General features: G+C 43.4%; 16 protein-coding genes. 12 read left to right on the forward strand and 4 right to left on the reverse strand.

The genetic code is table 11. The features are described 5' to 3' along the window. Nucleotides 1-15: 15 nt before the first annotated feature. The 3 genes from B3S92_RS05335 to radC all read right to left on the reverse strand — a co-directional run bounded on the left by B3S92_RS05335 (nt 16) and on the right by radC (nt 4,584). Complete coding sequence (locus tag B3S92_RS05335; protein ID WP_296203506.1) at nt 16-609, reverse strand: M23 family metallopeptidase; 594 nt, start codon at nt 607-609, stop codon at nt 16-18. 151 nt (nt 610-760) lie between these two features. Beyond that, nucleotides 761-3,538: an acyl-CoA dehydrogenase gene (locus B3S92_RS05340; protein WP_296203507.1), complete on the reverse strand. Its 2,778-nt coding sequence runs from the start codon at nt 3,536-3,538 to the stop codon at nt 761-763. A 365-nt stretch (nt 3,539-3,903) separates the two neighbouring features. Beyond that, nucleotides 3,904-4,584, reverse strand: a complete 681-nt coding sequence (radC, locus tag B3S92_RS05345; RefSeq protein ID WP_296203510.1) for a RadC family protein — start codon at nt 4,582-4,584, stop codon at nt 3,904-3,906. A 282-nt stretch (nt 4,585-4,866) separates the two neighbouring features. Here radC and B3S92_RS05350 point away from each other — a divergent pair, with 282 nt between their 5' ends. The 6 genes from B3S92_RS05350 (at nt 4,867) to B3S92_RS05375 (ending at nt 9,901) form a co-directional block, all read left to right on the forward strand. Further along, complete coding sequence (locus B3S92_RS05350) at nt 4,867-5,325, forward strand: GNAT family N-acetyltransferase (protein WP_296203512.1); 459 nt, start codon at nt 4,867-4,869, stop codon at nt 5,323-5,325. 183 nt (nt 5,326-5,508) lie between these two features. Continuing rightward, nucleotides 5,509-6,756: a bifunctional phosphopantothenoylcysteine decarboxylase/phosphopantothenate--cysteine ligase CoaBC gene (gene coaBC / locus B3S92_RS05355; protein ID WP_296203515.1), complete on the forward strand. Its 1,248-nt coding sequence runs from the start codon at nt 5,509-5,511 to the stop codon at nt 6,754-6,756. 63 nt (nt 6,757-6,819) lie between these two features. Next, nucleotides 6,820-7,647, forward strand: a complete 828-nt coding sequence (gene nfsA / locus B3S92_RS05360) for an oxygen-insensitive NADPH nitroreductase (protein ID WP_296203517.1) — start codon at nt 6,820-6,822, stop codon at nt 7,645-7,647. A 48-nt stretch (nt 7,648-7,695) separates the two neighbouring features. After that, a complete protein-coding gene (locus tag B3S92_RS05365; protein ID WP_296203519.1) occupies nt 7,696-8,463 on the forward strand; it encodes a sulfite exporter TauE/SafE family protein in 768 nt (255 codons plus the stop codon). 62 nt (nt 8,464-8,525) lie between these two features. Then, a complete protein-coding gene (locus tag B3S92_RS05370; RefSeq protein ID WP_296203522.1) occupies nt 8,526-9,191 on the forward strand; it encodes an aminotransferase in 666 nt (221 codons plus the stop codon). 68 nt (nt 9,192-9,259) lie between these two features. Continuing rightward, on the forward strand, nt 9,260-9,901 hold the full coding sequence (locus tag B3S92_RS05375; RefSeq protein ID WP_296203524.1) for a DNA-3-methyladenine glycosylase family protein: 642 nt from the start codon (nt 9,260-9,262) through the stop codon (nt 9,899-9,901). A 63-nt stretch (nt 9,902-9,964) separates the two neighbouring features. Here the strand turns inward: B3S92_RS05375 and rsmI are convergent, their stop codons facing one another. After that, complete coding sequence (rsmI, locus tag B3S92_RS05380; RefSeq protein ID WP_296203526.1) at nt 9,965-10,882, reverse strand: 16S rRNA (cytidine(1402)-2'-O)-methyltransferase; 918 nt, start codon at nt 10,880-10,882, stop codon at nt 9,965-9,967. 225 nt (nt 10,883-11,107) lie between these two features. Here rsmI and B3S92_RS05385 point away from each other — a divergent pair, with 225 nt between their 5' ends. The 6 genes from B3S92_RS05385 to hisG all read left to right on the forward strand — a co-directional run bounded on the left by B3S92_RS05385 (nt 11,108) and on the right by hisG (nt 16,299). Next, entirely contained in the window at nt 11,108-11,536 is a 429-nt protein-coding gene (locus B3S92_RS05385) for a YraN family protein (protein WP_296203527.1), read from the forward strand. Between the two features lie 237 nt (nt 11,537-11,773). Continuing rightward, nucleotides 11,774-12,640, forward strand: a complete 867-nt coding sequence (locus tag B3S92_RS05390) for a BON domain-containing protein (RefSeq protein ID WP_296203529.1) — start codon at nt 11,774-11,776, stop codon at nt 12,638-12,640. Between the two features lie 19 nt (nt 12,641-12,659). Further along, the gene (locus tag B3S92_RS05395) at nt 12,660-13,583 is read left to right on the forward strand and encodes an alpha/beta hydrolase (protein WP_296203531.1); all 924 of its coding nucleotides are present in this window, start codon (nt 12,660-12,662) and stop codon (nt 13,581-13,583) included. A gap of 282 nt (nt 13,584-13,865) precedes the next feature. Next, the gene (locus B3S92_RS05400; RefSeq protein ID WP_077450729.1) at nt 13,866-14,120 is read left to right on the forward strand and encodes a BolA family protein; all 255 of its coding nucleotides are present in this window, start codon (nt 13,866-13,868) and stop codon (nt 14,118-14,120) included. A 150-nt stretch (nt 14,121-14,270) separates the two neighbouring features. Further along, entirely contained in the window at nt 14,271-15,569 is a 1,299-nt protein-coding gene (murA, locus tag B3S92_RS05405) for a UDP-N-acetylglucosamine 1-carboxyvinyltransferase (RefSeq protein ID WP_296203536.1), read from the forward strand. Between the two features lie 58 nt (nt 15,570-15,627). Then, nucleotides 15,628-16,299 (forward strand): ATP phosphoribosyltransferase, encoded by a 672-nt coding sequence (gene hisG, locus B3S92_RS05410; protein ID WP_296203538.1) that lies wholly within the window; start codon nt 15,628-15,630, stop codon nt 16,297-16,299. The last annotated feature ends 41 nt before the right edge of the window (nt 16,300-16,340 follow it).

The raw sequence follows: 16,340 nt of genomic DNA on the forward strand, positions 1-16,340 counted from the left end.
GTCGACTTTAGCGGATTATTTTGCCAGTAACGGGAAGGGGTTAACGGCGCCGGACGGAGTGTAAACTCCATAGTGTACGTGAGGTGGGGTGCCTTTGGCATTTCCGCTGTCACCCACATAACCAATGATATCGCCAGTCTCGACCCAGTCTCCGGGCTGAATATTCGCAAAGTCTTGCAGATGAGCATAATAGTGACTAAATCCGCCTGGTCCCAGTATCATAACCACATTGCCTCCCAACTGATTGTTACCTACTTTGCGGACTATACCTGGGGTGGTGCTATAAATGGGCGTATGGCGTGCAGCAAAAATATCTATCCCTTCGTGACTGCGGCCGCCGCTTCTAGCCGCTCCCCAAGTATCGGTTAGGTGAGCCTCTTTAATGGGGCTAGGCAAACTATTGGGCTCAGGCGGCGCTTGCTGCATAAGCTTACTATATCTCATAGAGTTGGAGACATATCGCGTCAATTCTTGACGAATATCGGCAGAATAAATATAGGCCAGATAGCCTACCACCAATACCAAAGTGATTTTTAGTAATCGTTTAAAAAGACTGACAAAACTATTGGGCTGAGACGGTTTTTTTGGATTAAAAGAAGGGGTTGGCATAGGTAGCAATTACTCTAATTTTTAATATCATGACGTCTAATATGAAAGTTAAATTGGGCCAGAGTGGCTCGCAATAATGAAACTAATGATTAATAAAAAAGACCGTGCCATAAGGGACGGTCTTTTTTTGTAGTCTTAACTCATCTGCCAGTTATTTATTGTGGCGATGCTTATCAGCATGATTTTGAGCCATACGTTGTTCTAAGGTTAGCTCAGCATCACGAACACGAGGGTCGTCCTTATGAGCTTCATCGAAATCCGCTTGGTCAACCTGCTCATCTACAGTTTGCTGCTCAGAGGCGGTCTTCACATCCCCCTCTGGTTGATAACCATGGGCGCTATTACTATCCCCAGTATCTTCTGCTAAATCGGATTGCTCTTTGGTTGAAGCAGTAGAAGGGTTCTCAATCGCCTCAATTACATAAGGAGTTAAGTTACCGACTGCATTTTCTAGAGTATGTGGATTCTCGCGAGGTAGAGCATGAATCAAATGTTCATCAAACACATCGGTTAGTAGCGAATCAAAGCGGACCGCATTGTACTCAATAAGCTGTTCTGACTCAGCCTCAGTAATTACCCCATCTTTTAGAGCGGTCAACACGTGATCTTCAAAGGTTAATCCTACAAACTTGCCTTTATGCTCAGCTTTTTTGAACTTCTGCCATAAAGGTTCAACTTGTAGTAGCATTTGATAAGCGTTTTCCATACGGCCAGTATTGTCTTCAGGATCAGTCGTGTAGTACACCATTGACTTCAACTGTTCACGGAAGGGGTTGTCCTTACCGTCAGCCATGATTAAATCACCCACTTGACGTTTTAGCTCATCACTAGGCTTCTCAGTAAAGTCACCGCCTGGGAAACAGACCAGTTTCACTAGACCTGCTGCCATACGGTTAGGGAAGTTATCATAGATTTCAAAGAAGGCTTCTTGAATCAAATACAAAGATTTCTCTAATGCCAAACGAGCATGTAAACGCTCAGATTCAGATTGGCTGCCTTGGGCATAAAATCTTAAAATTGCGGTCATAATAAACAAGTGAGCGTGGATGTCAGCCAAGCGCCCTGACAGCATTTCTCGACGTTTCAAATCCCCAGCCAAGATACCTAATGCCATATCTGCGGTTAACGCAAAGTTGGCACTTAAGCGGTTAATCTTTTTGTAGTAAGGACGGGTAAAACTATCAGCGAAACTTGGTGCTTTGCCACTGCCTCCAAAATACCCAGCCACAAACGATCTAGCCCCTCTGTTAAAGGTATAGCCCAGATGTTTGAAGAACATTTCATCAAAATTATTCTTGGCTTCTTTTTTATCTTCGCTTTGTAGCAGTTGTAATTCTTCAAATAAATAAGGGTGACAGCGCATCGCTCCTTGACCAAATATCATAAGAGAGCGGGTCAGAATATTGGCCCCTTCTACCGTAATAGAGACAGGAATGGCTTGATAAGGAAGGGCTAAGAAGTTACGGGGACCCATCTGAATAGCCCGACCCCCCACAATATCCATGCCATCATTCACTATGTCGCGCATGGTTTCTGTGGCATAGTACTTGGCCATTGCGGTCATCACAGAAGGGGTGCCGCCTTCACCTAGACCACAAGTCACTAGGTGACGGAAAGCTTCTAACATATAGGTGCTGCTAGCAATATTACTGCTGGACTCTTGTACCCCTTCAAACTTACCAACCGGTATCTTGAACTGTTCACGTACTTTGGCAAAAGCACCCACAGTCAGATAAGTCATTTCACCAGCTGAAGTAGATAGAGCAGGTAAGGAGATACCACGACCTACAGCCAGACACTCCATTAGCATACGCCAACCTTTACCAGCCTTTTCGATACCACCAATGATAAAGTCTAGAGGGATAAAGACGTTTTTACCCACTACCGTTCCGTTCATAAAAGGTGAACCAGGGTTGTGGCGCTCACCGGTATGAACCCCTTCATAGTTGGCAGGGATTAGGGCACAAGTGATGCCATAGTCGGTCTTATTTTTATCGCCCAATAACCCTTCTGGGTCATGAAGTTTAAACGCTAGGCCAACGACGGTAGCAATGGGTGCCAAAGTAATCCAGCGCTTAGAGAAGTTCATGTTTAAGCCTAGTACTTTACGGCCTTCATACATGCCATAGCAGACCACCCCTGTATCAGGAATAGCGCCAGCATCTGAACCTGCTTCTGGACCGGTTAAACCAAAGCAAGGAATTTCGGTACCATTAGCCAGGCCCGGTAACCAGCGCTGCTTTTGTTCCTCAGTACCATAGTGCATTAATAACTCACCTGGACCTAGGGAGTTTGGTACCATACAGCTGACAGCAGCGGTTAAACTTCTTGACGCAATCTTACTCATGATACGGCTTTGAGCATAGGGGCTAAACTCACGACCCCCATAGCTTTCAGGAATAATTAATCCCAAAAATCCGTTGTCTTTGATGTATTGCCAAGCTTCGGGTGATAAGTCTTTATCATGATGATGAATTTGCCATTCATCTAACATCGCACAAAGCGTCTCCACTTCATTATCAATAAATGATTGCTCTTTTTCTGATAAAGTCGGATGAGAGTAGCTAGAGAATTTATCCCAGTCTGGGGCTCCCATAAACAAATCTTTTTCCCACCAGCTGGTACCGGCGTCTAGTGCTTCACGCTCAGTATCACTCATGCTAGGCATTGCGCCTGCTAACATTTTATAGGCAGGATCACTAATCATAGACTTGCGTAGAGGGGTAATTAATACCACTAGACTGCCTATAATTAAGGGGACGCCGAGCAAAAGTGACCAGGGTGCGATGAATCCAGCGACAACCGCAATAATGATTAGTAGTGCAGCACCGACAGTACGGCTTAAGCCATATAAAAAAACCAACAATAAAGCAAACAGCTGCAATAGTATGGCGAGAATAAAAAAGCCAACTAAGGTTAAGGTAGTCATAGTTTGCACCCTAAAAAATTAAAATAAATGAAAAGTTAAAATCAGAAGCTTATATTTTATTATTTGCACTTCTTTATAAATACAATTGCTTTAGTTTAGGGCTAGAGCTCTTTGATTAGCAATAAATAAAAAGCTTACTAAACTTAACCTATAATCCACAGGACAAAAGCCACTAAAATAAAGGACACTAAATAAGGCAGTTATATCTATAGTAGGTTACAGAGTAAGCAGGTGAAAGCAGATAATCAAGACTATAATCTTTACAATTGGTTAATTACGTAGGTATTTATTTTAAAGGCTTTAATGAATAAAGCTCTTTGGCATTAAATAGGGGCGGGGAAGTCAGTCAATATAACTGACACTAATTAAAAGGGAGCAGTGCCAGATTCTGCAAAAGAAAGGGTGTCATTGCGTCCGACTATTATATGGTCAATCAAACTTAAGTCGATGGCTTGGCAGGCTTGCTTTAAGGTTTCGGTTAAATGAATATCTGCGGCGGAAGGGGTGGCGTTTTGATTGGGATGGTTGTGCGCCACTATGAGCTGGCTGGCCCCTTGCTGCAGACCATGGCGTAGCACTTGCTTAATACAGACTGAGCAAGAAGTAAAACCGCCCACAAAAAGCACTTTGAAGTCTAACAAATTTAAGCCATTGTCTAGGCAAAGTACTGCAAACACTTCTTTGGTCTCACGGCGTAGCTGGGTGGTGATATAGTCTTTCACCACCTGTGATCGATTGAGGTTATTACCCGTTTTTAGTTCACTGCTCAAATAACGTTTGCCCATCTCTAAGCTAGCCAAGAGTTGGGCATATTTTGATGGGCCGATACCGTGGCAGGCCAATACGGACTGTTTTGGTGCTGCTAATAATTCAGCGATGCTACCAAAGTGAGTAATCAGACTGCGGGCAAGCTCAAGTGCTGACTGGTCTTTGGTTCCGGTCCGTAGAAATATGGCCAATATTTCAGCATCCGTTAAATGTTCAGGACCATGATTAAGCAGCTTTTCTCTTGGTCGATTATCTTCGTGCCAGTCTTTTATTGCCATTATTTAAGCCTGTAGTCGAGTAGAGCAAGATAGAAATAATACGGGTGTTGTTGGGTGGCTATCATAAGTCAGTATTTATCTAATCAATGCGTTAAAATTGGTAAAGATATATGTGGCATTATACTTTTTTTAGATAGAAATAATTTAGTTTATCTTATCTATTATTTAATAATAACTATTATTTGTATTGAAGCATAGGCTATAAATTTAGGCAGTTACTGGATGCTATTACTGGATGGCTATCGCTTCTTATACTCACTTAATAACTTGGATTTATTCTATATGAAAACTAATGAAGTAACTGTTAAGCCTCTCACTGAAGCGGATTATGGTGATTGGTGTAAGTACTGGCAAGCTTATTTACGCTTTTATAAGACGTCATTGACGGAAGAAGTGACTCAGGCTACTTGGTCAAGAATATTAGACAGTAATGTCCCCATTTATGGGTTTGGGGCATTTGATGGAGCTAAGCTCGTTGGTATTGCCCATGTGGTGTTGCACCCCAACACTTGGAATGCCACAGATTGCTGCTACCTTGAAGACCTGTATGTGGATAGTGCTGCTAGAGGTTTGGGCATAGGGCGGGCGCTGATAGAACAGGTATATCAGTTTGCTGAAGTGCATAATTGTAATCGTGTGTATTGGGTTACCGATATGGATAATGAAAACGCACGTTACTTGTATGATAAATTAGCCCGTCAAACGGACGTGGTCCAGTATCGTAAAGACTTGCCCTTATAGTTGTTATACCGGGCACATGTTTTATAAATGGGTGTATTAAATCTATCCACAACACATTGAAACTTGTTACCATAAGCACATTTTTTATTCAGCGTTTTTAATGCAGGCTTCAAAACTACGCATCACTTTATAGCCTATAGCCTTCATTTTTTTGCATATTATCCATTAAGGTAGTTCTCAGATATGAGTCAAATATTTACTCCAGTTGTACCTGTTGCCCCCAATATCACCAAAGTTATTCTTGCCATAACTGGTGGCATTGCTGCTTACAAATCTGCTTTATTAGCCCGCTTATTGGTTAAAGAAGGCTTTGAAGTCCGAGTAATTATGACTCAAGGCGCACAGCAATTTATTACGCCGTTAACGCTTCAAGCCTTGACCGGCAATGAGGTGCATACTGAGCTGCTCGATACCGAAGCGGAAGCGGGTATGGGCCATATTGAATTGGCTAAATGGGCTGATTTAGTATTAATAACGCCTGCCTCTGCTAATACCTTAGCCCGATTGGCAATGGGCATGGCAGATGATTTGTTGGCCACCGTCTGTTTGGCAACCAGCGCTCCAGTCATGATCGCTCCGGCGATGAACCAACAAATGTGGGCGCATCCTGCAGTGCAGTTAAATGTACAGACCCTAAGCGATATGGGTTATGAGATGATTGAGCCGGATAGTGGGGTCCAAGCTTGTGGTGATGTAGGCGCAGGACGCTTGCCAGAGCCAGAAATTTTGTTAAGACGAGTGCTTAACTTCAAAGCAAAGTTAATGGTTCCGCAGAGTTTGACTGGTAAAAAAGTAACCATTACTGCAGGGCCGACAGTAGAAGCCATAGACCCTGTAAGATTCTTATCCAATCACTCAACTGGTAAAATGGGCTTTGCTTTGGCCCGCGCTTGTCGTGATGCAGGGGCGGAAGTTACGTTGATTGCGGGAGGCAAGGTCGATTTAACCACACCGCTTGACGTACAGCGCGTTAATGTATTATCTGCCAATGATATGTTGCAAGCGGCCAGTCAGTCAGCGGAAGCAGGCTGTGATATCTTTATTGCTACCGCAGCCGTCGCCGACTACCGTACCCGAGATGCCGCCCCACAAAAGATTAAAAAGACCCAAGATGAGATGACTTTGGATTTGGTGAAAAACCCCGATATTTTGGCCACCATTTCACACACTTATCCAGATATGTTCGTTGTGGGCTTTGCAGCTGAAACCCAAGATGTTGAAAAATATGCTCGAGGGAAGTTAGCTTCGAAAGACTTAGACATGATCGCTTGTAATGACGTGTCACGCAAAGACATTGGTTTTGCCAGTGATGAAAACGCGATGACTGTATTTTTCGCCGACAAGTATCAGCAGGAGCCTGAGGCACTAGACAAGGCCAGTAAGGATGAAATTGCCCGTAAATTGGTGGCCCTTATTGGCCAGACTATTTAGCTAAAAGCTATTTAAATGAAAGCTATTTAACGGATGTAAAACGAGTAAACTAAAGGGTCGTATATGACTAAATTAACCAAAGAGACTCAAGCTGAAATCAGTCAGGTCACCAATGCTACCATTAAGACCATGCTAGAGCACCGCTCCGTCCGAGATTACACCGATGAGCCTATTAGTGTAGAAATGCTTGAAGCTGTTTTGGAAGCAGGACGTGCAGTGTCAACTTCTAATTACATGCAGTCAGTGAGTGTGGTGCGTATTACTGATCGCCAGCAGCGAATTAAGTTCCATCAAATCTCAAATGGCATGAGTGAAGAGCAGTACAATGAAGCGATTGCAGAGGGCAAAAAACTGGCTCATCCTTATGTTTTAGAAGCCCCTGAGTATTTGGTGTTCTGTATGGACACTCATCGGCACAGTCAAATAGAGCCAGCAGCTCAGCTTGATTGGATTGAGGTATTAATCATTGCTGCAGTGGATGTGGCTTTATATGCTCAAAACGTATTGGCTGCCGCAGAATCATTGGGCTTAGGTGGCGTCTATATCGGTAGTATGCGTAATGATATTGAGCGGGCAGGTGAGGTTATCAAGGCACCAAAACATGTGGTGCCGCTATTTGGGATGTGCTTAGGACACCCTAGTGATTCGCCCAAAAATGACACTACCAAACCGCGTTTACCACTGTCTGTTTTAGTGTCTGAAAATCAGTATCAGCCAGCGACTGAAGCACAGATTGAAGATTTTAACCAAGCTGTTGTCGACTACTATGTAGAGCAGCGTGGGGAAGGGACGCATCCGGATTGGAAGGATCAAGTTAAAAAGGTGTTCGGAGCCCCAGTACGTCCGCATGTGATGGACTACCTAAACAAGCAAGGGTTCGCCAAACGTTAACCTCTAATCAGATGAGTTGACCTTTAGTTTATAGCCAGTGGATATCAAATGTTCAACTCCGAAAACCTATTATTAACCTTCATTTTTACCGTTGCCTCTTTGCTACATGGAATCAGTGGTATTGGAGTGACGCTGGTTTCTACCACAGCTTTGGCGAGCATGTATTCTTTGCAGCACGCCATTATCCTAATTATCTTTCCTTCGTTAGTGCTCAACCTGATGACTTGGCTTATCGGGGGCGGGCGTAGTATTGCTGAGAATTTTTGCTATTATCTGAAGCATTATTGGCTGCTGGCATTAATGAGTCTACTGGGCAGCTTACTTGGCGTTAAATTGCTATTATGGGTGGACAGCAGTTATATCTTAGTGTTACTTGCGGCAGTGATTGCCTTTTATGTCATTAGTAATGCTTTGGGTAAAAGGATAATTCTACCTGCCACGACCCCAGTATTGATTGTTACCGGCCTTATTGCAGGCATAATAGGCGGGTCTACCAATGCCATGTCAACCATATTGCTGATGTATTTGCTAGGCAGTAGTGATGATAAAAATACCATCGCTAAAGTAGGTAATATGTGTTACTTATTGGGGAAGGTCGCTCAAATTATCGTATTACGTGACTCATTGATGGCCTTACCTAAAGCAGACTGGTTACTTATTGGTTTATTGACCACGGTTTCGCTAGCCAGCTTAATGATTGGTATCCGCTTGCGTCAATACCTATCTCAGGCCAGATTTCGACAGTTGGTGCTTGTTATTTTGACCGTTCTAGGGTTAAGGGTGGGTTGGCAAGGTATGGTTGGATTGATAGGGTAAGTGGATAGGGTAAACAGCTACAGGGCTATTTATCTTGAGTTAAGGGATGAAAGGAGAGCATTATGAATACCGTTTATAGCATTAATAAAAGTCTGGCTAGAGCGGCTGTATTGACAAGTGTTATGGCGTTATCTGTCTCTGCTTTGGCTACAGTGGGTGGGGGTCAGCGAATTGAAATATTGGGCTACGATAAAGCGGAGCAAAAAGTGTTTGTCTTACGTCACTATGACGATGGACGTGGCCGCTTACCTCAGCTTTATTATTATGATTTGTCTAGCAAAAACCCTGAAAAGTTGGTTGAAGTCCGCTCACTGTATATAAATCCTAAGACCAAAAAGTACGATGAGTTTGAGGACAGTAATGGTCGTTTTAGCAAGGAGCTAAAGCAGATTAAAAATAGAGTGGTTACGCTCAAGCCTACCTATACTCAAGTTACGGTCCAAGTAGAGTCGTTACGTCAACAAAAAAAGAGCAATCTACAGTCTTGGCTAGGCGAGATAGGTCAGGGAACCGAGTATCAGTTTAACTATAAATTAAATGCTGATGAGGCTAAGTACTCTAGTCCAGTTCATAGTGCCACCGCTTATTCAGTGTGTCTTACTGCCGATAATGTGGTCTATAAAGTGCCCAATAAGCCTTATGCTTTAAGCACAGTCAAATATAAAGGCACTTTAATGGAAGGCGGCTATGACTACCAGGATGTGGTCTTCTTAAAACAGACCAAATAATTCAGCCTAGTTCAATATTAAATATTAAATATATTCTTTAATGGGTCAAATAACACAGCAGTGACAGTATGAAAAATCAGCCGATTCGGACACTTGAGACTCCCACTCAATTACAGTCTGATATTCAAGCGCTAATAACAGTAGAGCCCCGATTTGAAAAGGTCTATCAGCAAGTGGGTGTACCAGACTTAAGGCGTAATCCTGGAGGATTTGAGCAACTGATGCGTGCCATGGTGGGTCAACAGCTGTCAGTTGCGGCGGCCACTAGTATTTGGAATAGGCTTGAGACAGCAGGATTAATAAGCCCCGATGTCATCATGCATGTGGAGGATGAGGCACTGCGTGAGCAAGGATTATCGCGCCAAAAGATTCGTTATCTGCGCTCCTTAGTTGAGCACAATATTGATTTTGAGGCGTTACAACATTTGCCGGATAGGGAAGTCATTAAAAGCTTAACCGCGGTGACGGGTATTGGTAACTGGACCGCAGAGATGTATTTGCTGTTTAGCTTAGGTAGAGCCGATGTGTTGGCTGTGGATGATTTGGCCATTAAGGTAGGCGCTATGGATTTGTTGCAGTTGGAAGCAAGGCCAACGCCAAAACAGCTTAAACTATTAACTGAGCCTTGGTCGCCCTACCGTAGCGCGGCAAGTTTATTATTATGGTCACATTATGGTTGGCTTAAAGACCGTGATGCGGTGCCGGTGTGACACCGCAGATCACTTATGCTCTGTTTAGCTTAGCATTGAGAAATGGTTCTCTTAGGGTTGGTTTTACGGCTGGTTTTGCTGTAATTCAAGCAATCTTTGATATAAGGCATTCTTTTTAACCCCAGTAATATCAGAGGCCAAAGCGGCTGCTTTTTTTACCGACAAGTCCTCAAGTAAGCGCAGCAGTAAAGAATCATGCACATTTAAGTCCTCATTAACGTCAGTAACATTACCCCCCACAACCAACACGATCTCACCTTTTTGCTGATTACTGTCTGATTCAACAAAGTCGACCAGCTCACCGAGCGTTGACTTCCTAACCGTCTCAAAGGTCTTAGTAAGTTCGCGGCACAGCGTAGCTGGGCGGCTCTTCCCAAAAACTTCGGCCATATCTTTTAAGCTGGCGACGATACGATGCGGGGCTTCATAAAAAATCAAGGTTTCACTACGCTCAGCATAATCTTGTAATTGCTTAACTCGGCCATGGGTTTTGGCAGGCAAGAAACCCACAAAGCTGAACTTATCAGAGGGCAATCCGGCCACACTCAAGGCGCCAATAGCGGCACTGGCGCCAACGATGGGGACGACAGCGACATTGGCAGCATGGGCGGCTTGAACCAACTGATAGCCTGGATCACTAATTAAAGGAGTGCCTGCGTCACTAATTAACGCCACGGAATGACCGCGCTGAATCATTTCAATGATTTTCGGAGTTTGAACCTCACTATTATGTTCATGGTAAGCCCAAGTTTGGGTGTCAATGCCAAAGTTGGACAGCAATTTGCCAGAAGTTCGAGTGTCTTCACAGGCAATGATATCCACCTTTTTTAGAGTATCAATGGCACGAGCAGTGATATCGCCCATATTTCCAATAGGGGTGGCCACAATATATAGATAAGCTTTGGCTACCGAAGCACCAGTTTGAGGTTGATATTGAGGCTGAGACTGCGAGGGTTGCTGAGCGTCATGTTGCACTGACATAAAACACCTTAATTAAAATTTTAAAAAGACACCTAGGTTGCGTGTTACCAGTTTACCATGATGTGCTAATATATCTTGGTTCGCTTATCTTTATCTTCAACAATATTGTCTTTAATACGCTTTAATATGCTGAGCGGATAGAGGGGGCTGAGATAGAGAAGTGTAACGGACTTCCTAAATTCGATACCTTACTTAAACCGGTTTAAACTTAAACAGGCCAACTCTATGCCACCTAACCCCTTATTACTCAGTTCGCCAAAACAGCGACAAGGGGGGCGTTATGAAAAAATAGCCGCCGATTTCTTGCAGCAGCAAGGGCTGTCTATCATAGCCACAAACTGGCAACAGCCCAAGGTTGGTGAAATAGACTTAATATTGTTACAGCCGGGCCGAGCGTGGGACACCTTAGTCTTCGCTGAGGTGCGTAAGCGTAAAGTGTCGCATTATGGAGATGCGGTAATGAGTATAACCTATGCCAAACAGCGTAAGCTCATTAAAACGGCTCGATTCTTTTTGCGACAAAATCCTAGTTATGCTGATCTTGATTGCCGGTTCGATGTCATCGCCTTTAATCAGATGGGTCAAGCTAAGACTGCTCAAGACTTTTTACAGCCTGAATGGGTGCAAGGTGCTTTTATCGCCAATGCTTGGTAAAAGCTATTCTTAAATAGTGTATTGCATATTGCATATTGTGTTAGGGTTTTGTTACCAAATAGGTAAGGTAGAACGGGCTGATATAGGTAAACTAGGCAACATATTTTTTGAGATTACTTTTGAAGTTTTTTAAAAACACCCCTATCGTTATAGGCCATCCTAAGCTTTTTAGATAAATAATATACCTTTTGTAAAGCTAAAATGTGTTAGTAAGGCTATAAATAAGGACATTATAAAATGGCAAGTTCTTGGTTACCGGGCAATAAATCTATGAAACGTATCACCTTAGGCGTGGCATTAAGCGTTGGCTTATTGAGTGGCTGTGTTTCGCTACAAGCCATCAAGTCTCCAGAAGAGTCTTTTGGGGTAGCGGCAACAGATCGAACCTTAGCCCAACGTATCTTGGATAAAAGTATTGAAAATACTGCAAAGGTCAATATTAGCCGCATCAGCCCTACCTTCTCTGAAACTAGTCGTGTTAGCATTCACAGCTTTTATAGCACAGTGTTACTTACCGGTGAGGTGCCAGATGAAGAGGCCAAACAGCAAGTAGAAACTATTGTGTCTTCTATGCCAGATATCAAGCAACTGTATAATAAATTGACAGTGGCTAACATCAAGGGCGCCAGTTATACCGTTCACGATACTTACATTAGCTCAAAGGTTAATGCCAAGATCTTAGCCAATAACGCCATCAAAAATAGCCAAGTAAAAGTGGTGACTGATGACGGAATTGTTTATGTCATGGGTAAATTGACGCCAGCCCAACGCGAGCATTTAATCAATATTATTAATAGCACCGTGGGTATCAAAGAGTTGGTACTGTTAACAGAGCTTATCGATAATAATGGGGCAGTAATTAATGAGGATGACATCATTCAAGAAACCAATCTTGAGCCTCCAGCGCCGCGTTATATTGAAGAGCCAGTCCAAGGTGTGGCTGTAGTAGATCAGTCGTATGTTGATCAACAGGGGACTGTGAATGACTATCAGCCTGCTGCAGTAGCCACTGATGACACAAGCAATAACTTAAATAATCAGAGTGCCCCTGTGACACCGGTGCAGAGCGCAGATAACATTTACCCTAGTCCTTATGGTGACTAGCCCATATATTGAATAAACTATGCAAAAATATAAAAGATGGACAGCTTCATTAGCAGTTACTGGTGTGGCTTTATGGTCACTACAAACGGTATCTGCTAACGCCTCACCAGGTTTACTGTTATTAAATGTGGTTAGCCCCAAGGGTGAAATTAGCGTCACTAAAGACTTAAGTTATGGCAGTGAAGTGGATCAAAACCTAGATGTTTATTATCCCAAAGCACTAGCCAAAGCCATCCGTAATAACCAAAGTCCCAAAGCAGATTATCCGTTGGTTATCTTTGTCCATGGTGGCTCGTGGGAAAATGGCAATAAAGAGCAGTATGCTTTTGTCGGTCAAAGCTTGGCCAAAGCAGGCTATGTGACCGCTGTGATTAATTATCGTAAAGCCCCAAAGTTTATTTATCCTGCCTTTGTGAAGGATACAGCTCAAGCGATTGCTTGGTCGTATCATAACGCTGATAAGTTTTATGCTGATGCCAATAAGGTGGCAGTGATTGGTCACTCAGCAGGCGCGTTTAATGCGGTTGCTGCTGTCTCTAATGCCGACTTTTTACAGCCTTATGGTTTACAGCCCAGTGATATCAAAGCAGTAGTGGGCATTGCTGGCCCTTACAGCTATGACTTTAGAAAGTTTTCTACAAGAGGTGTGTTTCCTGAAACAGCAAGTCCAGAGCAGGTGATGCCTGATGGCTTACTTAAGGCGGGAAGTAGTGGCAAGCAGCCTGATTATTTATTAATGACAGCAGAAAACGATAAGGTGGTCCACCTTAGTAATACCACAAAAATGGCGCAAGCCTTGACTAAAGGTGGTGCGACTGTGGTTACTGAAGAAATCGAAAAAGCCAACCATGCCACCAGCATTGCTGCCATGTCGACCTCATTGACTTGGGTGAATTCAGTCCGGCCTCAGCTCATTAACTATCTGCAACAAAAACTACAGTAGATTATGAACTTTGCATGAACTAAAGGATATTAATAAACATCTATTAGGCAAATATCCACCACACTTGCTATAATCAAAAGCTTAACACGGGCTGTGTGAGCTTAATGTCCAAATACATTGGCATAGATAATAACTATAGCTTAGAGATTAATAGCTTAGTTAACTTAAAGTAGTTGGAAGTAGCTGCTGGCTTAAAACTATCCCTAATAGCGCTGTTACTTTTTGCCAGTCCGTCCCCTTATTTATTTTTACTCATTTCAATACTAATTATAGGTAGTTTCCATGAGCATGAACGCTGATGATTTAATCGCATTTTTACAGCCACATTTCCCAGACGCCTTTATTCAAGCGGCCAATCAAGGTAATAAGTTTGATGTGCGCGTGGTGGATGCCAGTTTTGAAGGCAAACGCTTGGTTCAGCGCCAGCAAGCTGTCTATGGTTTGGTAGGAGATATCATTGCCAGTGGTGAGATTCATGCCCTTAATATTCAGGCTTTGACTCCGCAAGAATGGGAACAGATGCAAGCCAACCAATAATTTTGACTGAGTTAGTCAACTAAGGTTAGGCAACTAAGGTCAGTCAGCTAAGACCCATCATTTAAGACTAGCCACAATAGAGTTGTATTTAGCAGTGAAGTCTTAGCCCTCATAAAATTTTAATCGTATTTCAGTTTAGGACAGTATTCAATGGACCAATTTCTAATTACCGGCCGTAGTCGCATTGCAGGCGAAGTCACTATTTCAGGGGCAAAAAACGCCGCCCTTCCACTTCTAGCTGCTATGATTTTGGCAGAGACCCCCACCACATTGAATAACGTTCCCTCTTTGCAAGATGTGCGTACGCTGGTTAAGCTTATCGCGGGCCTAGGCATCACTATCGAGAAGAATGGCAATGTCGTTACTTGTGATACCAGCACCATCGAAAACTATTTTGCGCCTTACGAGTTAGTAAAAACCATGCGCGCCTCTATTTTAGTTTTAGGTCCATTACTGGCACGTTTTGGCGAAGCTGAAGTATCGCTACCTGGCGGTTGTGCGATTGGTTCACGTCCTGTAGATCAGCACTTAAAAGCCTTTGAAGCTATGGGAGCTGATATCAAAGTAGAAAATGGTTATGTTATTGCTAAAGCGCCAGAAGGTGGCCGCCTAATTGGTTGTGAATTTAGCTTTGATATGGTGACTGTGGGTGGCACTGAAAACGTCCTTATCGCTGCTACTTTAGCCAAAGGTACTACAGTATTAGAAAACTGTGCTCGTGAGCCAGAGGTTGTCGACTTGGCCAATATGCTAGTGGCTATGGGCGCTAAAATTGAAGGTATTGGCACTTCAACGTTGACTATCGAAGGCGTAGAAAGCCTAAAAGGTTGTGAATATTCTGTGGTTGCTGACCGTATTGAGACCGGGTCTTACTTAGCGGGTGCCTTGATGACTGAAGGCGATGTGACCACCAAAAATACCGATCCTTCACTACTAATCCCTGTGCTACAGAAGTTTGAAGAGATGGGTGCAGTGGTTACCACAGGGGATGATTGGATTCGAGTTCAAATGACGGGTCGCCCTAAGCCGGTAGATATTCGCACTCAGCCTCACCCAGGCTTCCCAACAGACATGCAAGCGCAGTTAATGGCGGTTTGCTGCCTGGCAGATGGGACTAGTACCATTAGTGAAAACATCTTTGAAAACCGTTATATGCATGTGCCGGAGTTAAAGCGCATGGGGGCAGACATCCAAGTAGATGGTCACACCGCTATCATCCGCGGAGTAGAAGCGTTTAATGCCGCTCCCGTAATGGCCACTGACCTGCGTGCTTCTATGTCACTGGTTATGGCAGCTGCTGCAGCTGAAGGGGAGACCTTGATTGATCGCATTTATCATATTGACCGTGGTTATGAAAATGTAGAAGAAAAACTGCGTGGTCTTGGGGTAAAAATTGAGCGAGTAAACCCTACTACAGATAATGCTGAGTCAGAAGCTAACGACGATTAATTGATGCTGTAATAATCGGTACCAAACACACTTTCATCAAATTAAGACACTCTTTACTATGACAGACACCAATGAATTATTGAATCAAGCTGATAGTGATTATAGCGGGTTAACTTTAGCACTATCTAAAGGGCGCATTTTAAAAGAAACTTTGCCTTTGTTAAAAGCGGCTGGTATCGAGCTTTTAGAAGATCCAGATAAATCACGCAAACTGATTTTTCCCACCTCTCATGAACAAGTTCGCGTATTGATTTTACGCGCCAGTGATGTGCCGACTTATGTTGAACATGGGGCAGCGGATTTCGGTGTAGCCGGTAAAGATGTATTATTAGAATATGGGGCGAAGCACGTATATGAGCTTCTTGATCTGAAGATTGCCCAATGTAAACTGATGACAGCAGGGATCAAAGGGGCAGAGCTACCCAACCGTCGTCTACGTATTGCTACTAAGTACGTTAACGTTGCCCGTGCTTATTTTGCCAGCCAAGGCCAGCAAGTAGATATTATTAAGCTTTATGGCTCAATGGAATTGGCGCCACTGGTAGGTTTGGGCGATTTAATTGTTGATGTGGTAGACACCGGTAACACCTTACGTGCTAACGGCTTAGAGCCAAGAGAGCATATCTGTGACGTTTCATCACGATTAATTGTGAATCAGGTCAGTTATAAACGTAAATACAGTTTACTGCAGCCCATTTTAGACAGCTTTAAACAAAGTGTGGGCGAGTAATTGCTTTATAAAAGAACACCACGGTATGTGGTGTTTTTTTA

Source organism: Psychrobacter sp. UBA3962 (genome assembly GCF_002385225.1).
In the GTDB taxonomy this organism is placed as follows: domain Bacteria; phylum Pseudomonadota; class Gammaproteobacteria; order Pseudomonadales; family Moraxellaceae; genus Psychrobacter.